This window comes from Helicobacter pylori, assembly GCA_008032935.1.
GTDB classification, from domain to species: Bacteria; Campylobacterota; Campylobacteria; order Campylobacterales; family Helicobacteraceae; genus Helicobacter; species Helicobacter pylori_CX.
Genome location: CP032039.1, coordinates 1,515,289 through 1,530,496 on the forward strand (window position 1 = coordinate 1,515,289; position 15,208 = coordinate 1,530,496).

Annotated in this window: 6 protein-coding genes and 2 pseudogenes; all 8 read right to left on the bottom strand. The window is 40.0% G+C overall.

The window, feature by feature from the left end; all coding sequences use genetic code 11:
* Positions 1-86: 86 nt before the first annotated feature.
* The 8 genes and pseudogenes from D2C78_07510 to D2C78_07545 all read right to left on the bottom strand — a co-directional run bounded on the left by D2C78_07510 (position 87) and on the right by D2C78_07545 (position 15,206).
* Positions 87-1,106, bottom strand: coding sequence for an aliphatic amidase (locus tag D2C78_07510; GenBank protein QEF35701.1), 1,020 nt, complete (start codon positions 1,104-1,106; stop codon positions 87-89).
* A 195-nt stretch (positions 1,107-1,301) separates the two neighbouring features.
* Positions 1,302-2,980, bottom strand: a pseudogene (locus tag D2C78_07515) (bifunctional aminodeoxychorismate synthase component I/aminotransferase).
* Positions 2,981-3,853 (bottom strand): DUF2156 domain-containing protein, encoded by an 873-nt coding sequence (locus D2C78_07520; protein ID QEF35702.1) that lies wholly within the window; start codon positions 3,851-3,853, stop codon positions 2,981-2,983.
* Between the two features lie 12 nt (positions 3,854-3,865).
* Complete coding sequence (locus D2C78_07525) at positions 3,866-4,156, bottom strand: chorismate mutase (protein ID QEF35703.1); 291 nt, start codon at positions 4,154-4,156, stop codon at positions 3,866-3,868.
* A 4-nt stretch (positions 4,157-4,160) separates the two neighbouring features.
* Positions 4,161-5,378: a diaminopimelate decarboxylase gene (lysA, locus tag D2C78_07530; protein ID QEF35704.1), complete on the bottom strand. Its 1,218-nt coding sequence runs from the start codon at positions 5,376-5,378 to the stop codon at positions 4,161-4,163.
* Between the two features lie 47 nt (positions 5,379-5,425).
* Positions 5,426-14,139 (bottom strand): annotated as a pseudogene (locus D2C78_07535) (toxin).
* Positions 14,140-14,201: 62 nt separating this feature from the next.
* Positions 14,202-14,675 (bottom strand): DUF4149 domain-containing protein, encoded by a 474-nt coding sequence (locus tag D2C78_07540; GenBank protein ID QEF35705.1) that lies wholly within the window; start codon positions 14,673-14,675, stop codon positions 14,202-14,204.
* A gap of 12 nt (positions 14,676-14,687) precedes the next feature.
* Positions 14,688-15,206: a hypothetical protein gene (locus D2C78_07545; protein ID QEF35706.1), complete on the bottom strand. Its 519-nt coding sequence runs from the start codon at positions 15,204-15,206 to the stop codon at positions 14,688-14,690.
* Positions 15,207-15,208: the final 2 nt, after the last annotated feature.

The window sequence follows — 15,208 nt, forward strand, 5'->3', positions numbered from 1 at the left end:
TTTTTAAGCGTTCTTAAAAGAGATATTAAAAAGAGGTATTAAAATGTCTCTTTTAAGCTTCTATGAAGCCCCCCTCCTTTTGCCCTTCATTTCGTGGGCAAATCGCCTACAGGACAAGCGGCCACGCCCACGCTTGGGCGAGTGAATTTTTCTACATTTTCTTGAGCTTTTTTGGGGTCATTAACCCAAGTTTTATAGAACTCAAAAGGGCATTCCGCCACACCCTTATCCCCATCGCCACTAGCAAAAACCCCACTATAACCTCTGTGTAAGAGTTTGAAGAGTTGGTTTTGGCTTTGGTCGTATTTTCTCGCATCACGGATTTGTTGCACGGAAAGTTGAGCGTATTGAAGACCATTTTCTTCTTCCCCGCATTCGCCCAAAGTATGCCCATCAAAACCAATAATGCTAGAATGCCCAAAATAGGAATACACCCCATCAAAGCCGGTCGCATTCGCTACCGCTACATAACATTGATTAGCCCACGCCATGGCTTTCACGATCGCAATTTGTTGCTCCTTAGCCGGATACATGTAACCTTGACAGCGTACAATGAGTTCTGCCCCACGCATCGCGCAATCGCGCCAAATTTCAGGGTAGTTCCCATCATCGCAAATGATCAAAGAAACTTTCAAGCCCTTAGGCCCATCAACCACATAAGTTTTATCCCCAGGATACCAACATTCAATAGGGCACCAAGGCAAGATTTTGCGGTATTTTTGCACGATCTCACCCTTATCATTGACAAGAATCAAAGTATTATAAGGATTCTTTTTAGCTTGCTCATGTTTTTCCCCAGTTAAAGAGAACACTCCCCAAACCTTATTCTTTTTACAAGCCTCAGCAAAGATTGCGGTTTCTTCTCCAGGAACGCTTGCGGCTGTGTCAAACATTTCTTGTCTGTCATACATGATCCCATGCGTGCTGTATTCAGGGAAAATAATCAGATCCAATCCGGGCAAACCCTGTTTGACCCCACCAATCACCTTAGCGATATTGCGACAATTTTCCAACACTTGTTCTTTAGTGTGGAGTCTAGGCATCTTATAATTAACTACCGCTACACCCACAGTATCTGGGCTGCTACTAATATCTCCATGTCTCATGTTATGTTCCTTGTTTTTTTTGATGAGAGTTCCTACAAACCCTCTACCTGAATTTATAAAATAATTGTGTAAACGGATTTATAATGAATATAAAAACTTTAATCATTATAATTATTGTGGGCGAGTTTTAACTTTTTTGTTCTATTTGGTAACCTATTTCTAAAAATGAGGTTTTAGGTGCTTCTATTTTTATGGTTATTTGATTTTCACTTCCACTAAGCCATATAGCGCATTAATGCAATAGATTTTAGACGCTTTTTGCAAATCGTGTAATTTTAAAGGAGCATGCCCAACAAGACCCTTTTTTAACAACCCCACAACACCCGTCCCGTTTAACGCGCCCGCGCTGAAATAAGGGGTTAAAAGCTTGTTGTGGATTTCTAAAATAAGATTGCTCCTAGCGCCCTCAGTGAGTTCTAGATCCTGGTTATAAAAGATTTCATCAAACATAACGCCCTTTTTAATGAGCGCTCGAGCCTTTTGATAAAAAGGGGCATAAGTGGTCTTATGGTATAAAAATCATTGTGTTTGTCAATGGGGGCTTCACTCAAACGGATTTCTAGGCTTTTTAAAGGCTCTAAGGTTTTGTATTCTTTAATGAGCTTGCCCTTTTTGTTGAGTAAAACCCTTAAAACCCCTTCTTTTTCCAATTCAAAGTCTAAAAGATTGTCATCGTATTTAAAGTTAAAATATCGAGCGCTACTAATAAGGCGTTCTTTATGGGCGTTTTTATTGTTAATCTCTAATTTTTGATCCCTTTTGATAATTTTCATCGTCTCCACGATCTCAAATTCTATTTTGGGCATCACAAAAAAGGATTTTAAAAAGCTCTCTTCATATTCCTTTAGCGCTTTACTTTTATAAGTTACCCCACTCCCTACCCCCAAATGCAAAAAATCTTCGCACGCTCTTTTTTCTAAAGTGCGGATAGGCACGCTAAAAAGGGCTTTTTTTCCTCCAACCATGCCTATCGCCCCGCAATACACCCCCCTAGGGCGTTTTTCTAAACTTTCAATGATTTGCATGGTTTTTATTTTAGGGCATCCGGTCACAGAGCCGCAAGGGAACAACGCCTTAAAAATCTCAAACAAGCTGGTTTTTAGGGGCAATTGAGCTTCAATCTCGCTTATCATTTGATGCACGCTCGGCAAGCTGATGATTTCAAACAATTGATTGACTTTCACGCTATTTTTTAAAGCTAAACGGCTCAAATCGTTACGCAGTAAATCCACAATCATCACATTTTCACTTCTGTTTTTGTCATCATTTTGCAAAAACAATCGGTTTTTTTCATCTATTAAGGGGTTATTTGAGCGAGCGATCGTGCCTTTCATGGGTTTTGTAATAATCTTAATCGCTGTGTCCAAAAACTCTAATTCAAAAAACAATTCCGGCGAAAAGCTTAAAACGCTCCCAAACTCATTTTCTATCAAAGCCTTAAAAGGCGTGTTTTGGTTGTGTACCACTTCCTTAAAAACGCGCTTTGGTTTGGCTTTAGTGTCTAAAAATAAATCCATCGTGAGATTCACTTGATAGGTATCGCCGTTTTTTAAATGTTCTTTAACGGCTTTAAACTGCTTGAAATAAGTTTCTTGATCTAAAGAGCTGTGGATTTTAGGGTAAAACGCATGCTCTTTTAAAGGCTCTAAAGAATATTTTTTTCTTTCTAAAAATTGTTCAAAATACAAAAAAGGGGTTTGACTTTGAAAATTTTCATCTAAAAACGCTAAGCGCGCTTCGTATAAAAGATACCCCACAAAATACCCCTTCCCCCTATTTTGAGAGATGAAATCCAAGGCGTTTTTAAGCTCATTAAGATTAGTGGCTGTGAGTTTTTTAATACTTTTTTGATATTTAAAATCCCCAAAAATCATTTAATTTCTAGCAACCGCTTCGTATTTGTCTATCAAGAACACCGGATTATAGCTCATTTTAGACCTTCTTAAGCCCTCTAATCCTAGATCTTCTTCTCTGTTAGCGTAAGTTAAATGGCTAAATTCATTCAAAAGCAATTGCTGGTTGATGATTTGATACGCGCCTGCAATATCTGTGCGGGCTTTTTCAATGTGGATGAGCGCGCTCTCTTCGTTTAAAACTTCTCCAAAACTAAACGAGACTATTTCCCCATTAACCCTAACCAACCCCCCTTTCACATCCAAGCTTTCATAATTTTCTAACACGCTTTGAATGCCCTTATTTTCGTTGATTAACCCTATATCATCGGTCTGGCTTTCTAAAAACCACTCTTTGGAGGCTTCTAAAACTTCCTTTCTGTTTTGAGGAGAAATTTTTTCATAAACAAAATTCGCATAATTGGTTAAAAACTGGTTTAAGTGGTTTTTTTTCTTATGGTATTTTTTCCCTTTGAGCGCGATTAGTTCTTCAATAGAATAAACATAATCGCTTCTGTCTCTGTTGTAAGTGAAATCAAACACCCCTACAAAATTGTCTTTCAAATCGTCTTTTTGCTCTAAAGTCAGGGAGTGGAATCTTAAATTTTTTTCTAATTTCAAAAGCTCTTTCACGCATTCATGCGGCCTCTTACCGATAGGGTAGAAATAAAAGGGTTTTTGATTTTCATAAGTGGTTTGAATCACCAAACAATCCCTAATCACCGCCACTTGAATGAGCCTTGCGTGCTGCCATAAAAAGCAATTGGTAAAACTCACATCCGATAAAACGATTTTTTGAGTTTGTAAAAACCTTGAAAACAAGTCCTTATGCGCTAGGGTAATTTTTTCAAACATAGCAACTCTCTTTTATTTTTTTAACTCTTTGAGGGCGTTTTCTTGAAATTTTCTAGAAATCTTAAAAACCTCTGCATAAAAACCCGTAAGAATTTCTCCATTCAAATGCTTGAAATCCCTTTGGCTGAGTCGTTTTAAAATTTCTCGCTCTCTTTTAGGGCAATAAATGGGGCTTTCTTGTTTGATGAGAGCGATTTTTAAAGCGATTTCTAAGCGTTTGTCTAAAAGATCGCTCAATTCATTATCCAACACATCAATTTCAGCCCTTAAATTTTCTAAAAGACTATCCAAATTCTTTTGCATCTGATCAAACCCCTTTTAAGCCTTCTTCTTCTAGCCGCCATAAATCTTCTAAAGCCTCTCTTTTTCTAATCACTCTGATTTTGTGATCTTCTAGGGCTAATTCTAAGAGTTTGGGGCGCGAATTGTATTGACTGGCCATGCTAAAGCCATAAGCCCCAACCTTTTCTATAGCCAATTTATCGCCTGGCTCTAATTCTGGCAAATTGGCGTCTTTTAAAAAAGTGTCGCTGCTCTCGCACACAGGCCCTACCACATCACAAGGCGAGATCTTACGCCCTTTAGAGGGCGTTATGACCCTTATGGCGTGCTTAGCATGATACAAACTGGGGCGTAAAAAATCATTCATGCCCGCATCCACAACCACAAAGCGCTTGTTTTGAGCCTTTTTTTCATACAAAACCTGCGTGATCAATTCCCCACTCTCAGCCACAATCGATCGGCCCGGCTCACAAATAATGGTCAAATCCAAGCCTTGAAGCGCGTTTAAAATCCCTTGCGCGTAATCATAAAGCTTAATCGTTTCTTCATTTTCATAGCTCACGCCAATGCCTCCACCCACATCAAAAAAACGCAAATCAATCCCTAAAGCGATCAAAGATTTAGCGATTTTGGCCACCTTTTGGCTCGCTTCTATAATCGGCTCTAAATCTAAGAGCTGTGATCCGATATGAAAATGCACGCTAACAGGCTCTAAAAACGCGCTTTTTTTAGCCCAAAGAAACATTTCTAAAGCTTCTTTTTCTCCCACGCCGAATTTATTTTCTTTCAAACCGGTAGAAATATAGGGGTGCGTTTTAGCGTCAATGTTAGGGTTGATTCGAATGGAAATCCTAGCCTTTATCCCTAAAGATTGAGCGATTGTTTCAATCGTTTTTAATTCCATAAAACTCTCTACATTCAAAAATAAAATGTTGAGTTTTAGGGCTTGTTCTATTTCAAATCCGCTTTTACCCACCCCGCTAAACACGATCCTATAAGGCTTGATCCCAGCTTTTAAAGCCCTATATATCTCGCCTATGGAAACGCAATCCGCCCCACTCCCTAAATGGGCTAATAAAGAGAGGATACTCAAATTGGAATTCGCCTTTAAAGCGTAGCAAATCAAAGATTTACGCCCCTTAAACGCTTCTTTATAACTCAAAAAAGCCTGTTTGATTTTGTCAAAATCATAGAGGTAAAAAGGGGTTTTGTGAGTTTGAAACAGCTCTTCATAATTAAACATAGAAAAACCTAACCATAAAATTTGAACGAAGCATTATAGCAAAAAAGCTAAAACGCCACTCGCATGCCCACATTCCCGGTTATATTAATGTCCTGGTATTGCAAGCCCATCTTAAGCCCCACCCCCGCATTCACATACATCAAACGCCACAAATGCATTTCGCCCCCTGTGATCACGCTCGCAAAAGTGTTGAAAACTTCCCCCTTGCGATACAATAAAGTGTTTTCACCCACAAAACGCACCACATTATCGCCTTTAGATTTGATCAAAAGATCCCTACCCAATCTCGCCGTTACAAAATAATAGGAATTTTGACCAAAATATTTACGGCTCTCTAGCCCCATGTTGAGCGTTAAAACCGATTCGTTAGAGGGGTTTGAATGCATGAGAAATTGTTTGTAAGCGGCATCATTCATTTTGCCTTTCATCCCGCTCAAGCCTATAAAATGATAGCTCAAGCCCACTTGAGGTTTTAGCACCACGCTTTTTTGTTTGAACATGAAATCATAGCCGTAATTCCCATTCACGCTCGTTGTCCAGGTGTTGTAGTTGTAGCGTTGGTTCAACACAGAGAGCAAAGGATTAGAAGAATTGATATTATTTGCATTGCCCCCATAAGTTTCATTCGCGCTCAAAGTGAATTCGTTTCTTTTCAAAAAAGCCCTCGCATACATCCCCACATCCACATTATTACCCAAAGAATGCATGATGTTCCCATTAAAGTCGCTATAGCCATAAGCCACATAACCCCCAAGGATCACATTTTTAACCAACCGATCATAGCCCACATTCAAGCCATAAAGCGTGCCATTGCCCCCAGAAATAAAGCTCGCTCCCCCAATCCCTTGAACCCAAAGGTTATTTGGGTGTTTGCTAAGTTGAGAGTGTTTGACAAAAATCTCTCCAGGGTTAGGATCGCTAAAACGCTTGTTTTTAAGCTCCAACAAGCGCTCAGAAAAATCGGACTCTCCCTCTCTAGCCCTAAAATCAGAGAGTTTGGTTAAACGGCTGGTTTGTTGGGTGTAACTCGCCAATTCTAAAAGGTTGGTAGCGTTATCCCTAAAATTAGGGTTAGAAATCAAGCTTGCGGTGTTTTGAAGATCTTTTGTTACGCCTAAGATTTCATTCAAAGAGTGGTTTTTTAAATAAATCGGTGCAAAAAGCGGATTTTCTTTCGTTTCCATCATCAATGTTGAAAGCCACTTGATAGCGTTATTCCCCCCTATCGCTTCAATTTGATTGAGCGTGCTTTGCCCTTGAATGCCCACAATGTAATCTTGTAAGGTAGGGGGGGTAAAGTCCATGATCTTGTTGCCATAAGCCATTTTAATCTGGTCATGAAGAACAGAAAGGCTTAAAATGTTGTTTGGAGAAGCGTTGTTTGAGCTAGGCAACGCTACGCTTAACAATAACCCTTTATCTTGTAATAAAACCCGTTGGCCCAAATAAGTCAATACGCCGTTTTTTTCCTCTATGTGGTTTCCGTTGATATTGATTAAGGTATAGAGCTTCAAATACGATTGCAAGCTATTAGGGTTAATATTGTAATCAATGTAACGGCTGCTTTTTAATAAAGTGTAAGCCGTGTTATTGGCCATGCTGTTATTGACATTGATAAAAGGCGTTTGCGCGGTGTTGAGATTGATGATCCCCTCTGCTTGAATGAGCGGCGTTGCAGGCGTTTGAGAATTTTCTAAATTGAAATTAATCGTTCCCAAATTATTCAAAGCCCCCCCTACTTCTAACCCATAAATCCCGGTGCTTAAAGAAGCGTTTGAAGCGATCGTTAGATTTTGAAGCACCTCTATTTTGCGCGTGGCGTTGTTGTTAAACGCCCCTTGAATGTTTAAATTATTGGCCATAAAGCTGGCGTTTTTTTCTAACACCGCTTGATTGGAAATAATAAGGTTGTTGGCTTGGAATTGAGCGTTATTGTAAAGATACAGGTTTTTAATGTTTGCAGAGCCTTTAATCTTTGAAAAATCCACCACCCCGTTAGCGTAAATATTGCCTGAAAAATTGAAATCATTCGCCGTAACCATCAAGCTTTCATCGTTATTGTTCAAGGCGATTGGCGCGTTATTTGACGCATTACTAGAAGAAGCGTCATTTAGGCTTTGGGCGCTAAGCGTGCAAGGGTTTGCAATGTTAGCTGTAGTTGGATCACTTTGTTGTGCGCAACTAGCGTTGACAAACAGATTGCCTTGAGACACAGAAACATTGTTATTAGCAGCGTTAATCTTAAGGCCGTTGCTAACATTAAGCGTGGTGATGTTAATGTTAGAAACTTGATTGGACAATAAATTGAGCGCTCCAGCGTGGTTAGTGAATGCAATATGATTGTTTCCGGCAAAAATGAGCGAATTCCCTGCGTTAAAACTAAGCGTGCCTCCATTAGCGTTAGAGAAAGTGGAATTTTGCACAAAAACATTGCCTTGCGCATTGAAACTAAAATCCCCTTTTTGCCACACTTGACTCAAGCCATAAGGAGCGAAAAGCCCCTTTTTACCAAGATTAGGGATCAAATCCCCCAAACCTTGTTCATAAATAGGCCCTAAGCCTTTAGCCGCTAGGATTTTGTCTAAAACGCTTTTAATCTGCTGGTTTTGCAGCAAGCTTTCTAAAGAATTGAGCGTGTCTTGGCCTAAAAATTCGCCAATCATTTGCTTGCCTAAAGCCACTACATCGTTTTTTAAAGCGTCGCTCGGTTTGACAATATCTTGCAACATCACGCTTATGACTTGCCCTATATCGTTAGCGGAAATAAAGCCGGTAATCTGATTGAACAACCCTTTTTTACTCAATAAATCATTGATGGACATGCTGCCTATAAGCTTTTCAGGGTTTTGCAAATCAATGCCCCCTAGTCCGGCTAATCCCCCACTAGCCCGGTCCAAAAGCCTAATTTTTGTCTGATCAAATCCTTAATCGCTGTGTTCAAACCGCTATCATTCATGAGATTATCAAAATTATTCTGCCCTAAAAGCTGGCTTAGGGTTTGATTTTTTTGTTCAGGCGTTAAATACCCCCCAATCACGCTATTACTCCCTAGCGTATTTACTATCAAATTCCCTAATCCCCCGGCTTTATTAATGGATTGCACCGCCACTTCGCCCAAAATATTAGCGAGCCCGGCTTGATTGAAAACCTTATTGATGCCCTCTTGGCCTAGCATGCTAAAAATCCCATCGGTTTGCGAGCTTACGATATTAGCCTGGTTGAGAATGAGCGAAGTTTGGCTGTTAAAAGTTACGCTAGCGCTCCCCCCAGTCCCCCATGCGTTCCCACTCCCTAAAGTGCCGGTAAGATAAATTTCTTTAGCGTTAAAAGTCGTGTCAATATAGCCCAAATCAGCCGAGCTGGACTCCAAAAGCTGCCCTAAATAAGTGCCTCTAAATTTTTGGCACACAATATCAGTATAATCGCAAGGTGTTTGATAGCCCAAGCCCCCAAAAACCACCGCGCTATTGGTGTCTGTTTGCCCTATTTTAGTCGCTCCTACAATCAAAGTGCCGTTATTGAAATTTTGCACGACCGAATTGTTTGCGTTATCAATCAACTCGTTAATGTTTTTCCAATCGTCAGGCGTGATGAGTTTGGTAAGCTGGTTTAGCGCATCGCCTTTTAAATCGCTCAAACTTGAAAGCGAAAAATCATTCCCTAATATCTTTTTGATTTCAGGGTAGAGTTTGAGGGCCATTTGCCCTAACGCTTTGATATTATTAAAATTATAGCCCTTGTTATAGATGTGCAACGCGCTAATAGGGTTGCCTTGCGCGTTATAGGTTTGCGAGATGACAGAAGACTCAGAGCTTAAATTATTGTTTTTCGTGGTGTTGTTACTGCCACTGGCTTGATAGGATTGGTTGGGGTTGTAATAGCCTTTCACATTGCTAGTGAGATAAAACACGCCTTGTGCATCATCGCTATAAGAATACACGCCATTAGCGTTGTTATAAACTTTTTGGTAGTTAAAGATTTCAGAGCCAATGTTATAGAGCGTGTTTTTAATGCCCGGGATTTGAGAGAGCGTAACGCTTAGTTGGTTGTCTTTAAAGCTCTCGGTGATTTTTAGGGCGTTATTAAGGGGGTTAGTGAAACTATAAGTTTGATTAGTAGCATCATAGATCCCGTCATTGATGCGCATGCCAAAGAAGCTGATACGCTCATACCAATTATTATTCATGTTCGCTTGAATGATGTTATACACACGATTTTTATTATCGTTTAAATCGCTTAGTAAATCAATGTTAGCGATATTCAAACTCCCTTGATCGCCAAAAATAAGCTCGCTGTTTTTCAAATTCAACACGCTACTGCTGTTAGGGTTTAAGAGGTTGCCTCCCAAACTCAAGGGCGCTTTAATATCAAGGGCTTGATGGAAAGTGATGGGGCTTTGAGAAAAAGCGTTATCATAGAAATTAAACGCCGTGTTAGAGGTGATAGCGCTAGAGCCTTGAAAATCTAAAGAAGAATTATTGCTTAAATTAAATTGCCCTCCTAAAGAGCTCGCTCCCTTAAACACGATAGAGGAATTACTCAAACTCGTAGTAATATTCGCTGAATTGAAATTGGTTGTCCCATTAAAATTGATATGAGCGTTATTACTCGCAATCAAGCTCGCATAATCGTTGATCGTGGCGTTATTGGAAACATTAATCGTGCTTTGGTTGAGATTGAGCGAGCTGGTGTCGTTCACATTCAAATCGCTTTGAAGCTCTAAGGTTGAATGGTTGCTCGCATTGATAGAGGCGTTCTGAGAAAGATTGATCGCATTGGCTTTAATACTGCTTGTCCCCACTGAAACGCTTAAATTGGAATTGTCAAACGACACGCTATTAGCTGAAATTTGATACAAACCAGAGCTTAAATTCGTGCTGTTGGTGAAACTGATCGCATTAACGGCATTGAATTTAAAAACAGACTGCGTTTGCCCCACATAGCCTCTAAAAGAGCTGTTAGAAAAATCCAGATTCAAAGCGTTGAAACTAAAATTAGGGTTGCCGCCATTTTGTGCAGTATCGTCTATAAAATAGGAGTTTTGAGCCTGAATGTTCGCGCTGTTAGAGATAAAATTCATAGAAGAGCTTTGCGTGCCAGCGGCGCGGTTATACAAAGTCGCGTTCGTTAAAAGAATGCCTTGAAGCCCGTTAAAATTAAGGCTCGCGCCCCCACCGCTAGAAATGCGATTCCCGCTTTCAATACTGCCGGTAATGTAAATCTTTTGCGCTTCATAATGCCCTGTGATAAAGCCTATGCATTGCAAATTCCAGCAATGCCCGCTCGCATCATTACTCCCTGCTCCCTTATTGTCCCCAAAGCGAATGATGGTATTAGATTGCGGCGCATCGCTTGTGTTCGTCCATATGCTTTTAGCCCCAAAAACGATCGCGCTGTTTTGCCCGGTGAATTTTTGAGAAAATTCCGCTTTAGTGAATAAAGTTTTCCCGCTCGCATAAAAATCAATGCTCTTGTCGTAATAGTAAATGGTGTTGTTTGCATTCCCTAAATTATTGTTATAGCTATTAGGCATGTAGGTCATAAAACCGAGAGCGTTTTGATAATACAAGTGATCCGATTTTTCCATATCCACATAATCAAACACCATGCTAACGCCCAAACGCCGGATAGAAATGCTGTTGGGTGAAAAAACCTCTTGGAAATTGTAGGTTTGGTTATTGAAAGAATACACCACATCATAAACGCCATTACCCGCGCTAGAAACGAGCTTTTCACTGCTTGCCCCATGCCCTTGGTAGTTGATGAGCTGCCATAGATTTTTACTAAAAGCGTTGTTGTATTCAATTTCTTTAGAAGAGCTTACAAGGGTGATAGGGTTGCCATTAGTGATGGCTTCAGCAATATTAATCACCGAATGAGCGTTAAAAGTAATTGTCCCATCGCCAAAAGACAAAGGAGCGTTTAGATTTTTTAAAGTGATGCTATTTAAAGTAACCTGCCCTTTCACGCTCATGTTCGTAGGGCTATTAAAAACCACATTATCAAAAGTTGCATTCCCTGAAATATTCACAGAGCCGGTATTATTGAAATTAGCGTTATTTTGAGAGCCATTATTAGAATTTCCAAAAACAGCGTTCCCGGCGATTTGCAAATTTGAATTAGCGTTAGTGAAATCCCCCACAAACGAAGTGGTTGCGTTAGAATTATTGAAATTAAAAGAAGCGCTATTGTTAAAGTTAGCGTTGTTAAACGAAGCGTTTTTTGCACTAATCTCAAACGAACCGCTATTAAACTGGTTGTTGTTTGAAAAATTCAAGCTATCGCCGCTGAATTGATAACTCCCTCCATTAAAGTTGGTGTTTTCAAAAACCGCTTTCCCTGCATTGAAAATGAATTTCCCATCTTTGGCTTGGTTGGTGAAAGTGGTGCCATACACTGAAAGCGTGCCGTTAGGATTTAGAGTATTCCAATTCTGCGAATTATCCATGCTTTGCGTGGAAAAAGTCATAGAGCTTGAATAAATCCCAGCGTTATGTTGCGTGATGGTAGCGTTAGCGATATTGACGCTATCTACCCCATTAAAGATTAGATTAGCTGCCCCACCCGTGCCTATACGATTGCCAGAACGCAGATTCGCTGTGATATACACATGATAAGCGCTATAAGTGCCATCAGTCGTGCCTGTGCATTGATAATACGGCCAAGGCCCGCAATGCCCATTAAGAGCGCTCCCTGAAGTATCCCCAAAAGACACCGTGCCGCTAGAAGAAACATTATGATCAGTCCATGTGGAATTATACCCAATCACCAGATTACTATTACTTGCACTAAAGGTTTGTTTAAACGAGTTGGTATAGCTCCCCCATATTTGAACGCTCGGCAAGTAATAAGTCCCGCTCTCTGTAAAATTTTGGGATTTAGGAATATAATATTTATGGTTATACCAAGGCATGTCAGAATTGATATAATTTGAAGCGGATAAGTCAAATTTGGAGCCGTTAATGACAGGGGGTGGCGTGTAAGTCCCGCTCTCTAAAGCCTGGATGATAATGGAATTAGGGCCAAAAGTTTCTTGCAGTTTGTAGATAGTATCCCCTATTTTGTAGCCCACTTGATAGACTTGTGGGGAGTCTTTAGTGGGTGCAGAGGGCGAAGAGTCAGTGTTTTTAGATGTTGCAGCGCTTTCATTCAAAAGCTGTCCGGTAACCCCATTGTAAGTGATCATCTCCCACAAACCTTGAGCGAAACTTTGCGGCTTTGAAGAGCTTTCACTCGTTTTTAGGGCGCTTGTTAGGCTGTTGATCGCATGGTTTAAAAGATGATTATAAGTGATCCCACCGCTAGAATTTAAAATCGTTACACTCTTTTTATCCCCTAAACTTGTGAGGTTGAAAGTCGTCCCTTGAGCGAGAGTGATTTTAGAACTCCCAAAATCAAGGGTTGAGCCATTTTTCAAATCATTCTTACCGCTTAAAGTAACGCCACCGGTAACACTCATGTTGTTTGTATCAACAGAAGTGTTGAATGTCGTGTTGTTAAAACTCGCCTCTTTTTCTATAGTGATTTTACCGGTATTGTTGAAAGTGGCGTTATCAAACGAAGCGTTTTGTATCGTCAATTGGTGGTTTGAATTGTTAAAGGCTTGCTGGAAAATTACAGAACCCTTAAGAGTAATAGCGTTACCACTAAAAGAGCTGTTTTGAATTTGGGGGTACTGAGCGCTTTGATTGGTTTGGTTATTAAAAGTAAAAGTCCCCCCATTAAAGGAGCTGTTTTGGAAAGTGGCTTGATTCTCAAAAGTGTATGTGGCGTTACTAAACGACGCGCCATTAAAGGAACTTGCGCCTTTAAAATTAAAACTACCGCTATTAAAGGCGGTGTTATTGGTGGCTTTAAACTCTTTATTGAAAGTGAATGCCCCCCCATTCCATTTCGCCCCGCTAAAAGTGGCGTTCTCTTCAAAAGTGAAACTGCCGTTTGCATTGCTAAAGGTCGTATTAGTAGCGTTAGTCGTGCCTTTAAAAGAATAGCTAGGCCCTGAAGTGGAGCAATTAGCCCCACTGCCAACTTTAGCTAAAGAACTGCAAGTATCCCCACTTAAAGAAACCGAATTAATGGTAATAGCACTGTTAGCATTGCCTATATTCACTTGCGAAGTTTTATACGCGCTGATATTGGAATTGATAGTAACTTTATTAGCGTTCAAGTTTAAAGTGGCTGTGCCGGTGTGCGTGCCCGCTCCCGATCCCACACGATTGCCCACTTCTACGCTGTTATTCACATTGATAGTCCCAGTGCTAAAAGTAACATTAGTATGCCCATTAGGATACCAAGAAGTGAAGCTATTCCCACTACTCGCACCTAGATTAAAAGTAGCGTTACTGCCTAATTCAATGTCTAAATTCCCCCCATTATATTCCCCTCCGGTGTAGTTATACAGACCGCTTAAAAAATAAGTGCCGTTATCATTTTTTAAATTGGCTGTGATATTTTGGTTGTTTTGAGTGTGGTAGTAATTAGCCGCATTACCCCCTGCCCAAGTTTTTGTGATGAGTTGGTTTCCTGTGTATTGTTGTGTTTTTTCCTCCCATTTATCGCATCTCCATAAAGCGTACCATGGATGATGCACGCATACCTTTTGGCTTTTTTCCCCCCAACTAAGCCCCAAAATATCCGTTCCATCCGCATACACCCCACTAGCAAACCCACTGATTAGTAAAGGCGCAAGCCATAAAGGACGCTTTAAGATGATTTTTTGCGATCGTTTTATACTTTTTGGTTTCTTTTTAAACTTTTTCATTAAATGCTACCTTCTCATTTCCTAGATAGTGACAAAAATAGTAACAAAACATCCCCTTTAAATCAAAACGCATTTTTTCCAAACAAACGCCAAAAAAATAAAGCGCACACTAGCACAAACAATTCCTTAAACAGCCATTCGCTTTGAGCGTGCGAGCGGGCAAATTCAGCGCTTTGTAGCGCGACTTCGCCCACTTTTTGAGCGTTTAAAATATAAGGCGTGTAATAAAAAACAAAGAGGAAACACAACGCCCCTATCGCCACGCCAAGGATCAAATACACTAACGATCTTTTATAATAAATAAACGAAATGATTTCATAAAGTAACACTACAAAACCGATCGCGCCTAAAACATAATTGAAACGCACAAAGATTTGCGCCATGAGTTTCCCGCTCTCAAAGGGAGTTAGATTCAATTCAGGTAAAATGCTTGAAGCTTTGAAAACAATGGGTGCAACTATCACTCCTAGAATGATCAAAGAGCCGCCCAAAATACCTAAAAGAAGCAAATACACCCCTAAACCAAATTTTTTCATCTTCCACCTTTTTTAAGATTTTTGCAACAAATGGTTACAATCCTTAAACTGCCACACTTGAACTAAAGGCATAAAAAATTCTAACAGGGCTTGAATGTCAGTGATCCTGTCTTTTAACCCAATAAACGCTTCAATCTTCACGCCTTTTTCTAATAAAACTCTAATTATAGAATCACTATACTTGTAATTCAATAAAAATTCTAATTCTTCTAAAGAACCCTCTTTTTTAAAACGCTCCATTTTAGCGCTCAAGCCCACTTCTTCATAAAAGTTATCCATGTAGCTTTGCGGGTCTTTTTGAAACGAAGAAAGTTGCAAGCGTTTGAACGCCAAACTCTTATGCGCTAACATGCAAGGCGAAAACAATAACAAAGAATTGATGCGGCGCTGTTGTAAGATTTCATTATAAGCGTATTCTATCGCCTTGATCGCTCCCATAGAAAAGCCTGACACATCATAAGCCCCTTTTAAAAGCCACTCTTCAAACAAAACGCTTTCATTGATGAACCCAAAACCACTAAAAAAACGCATTT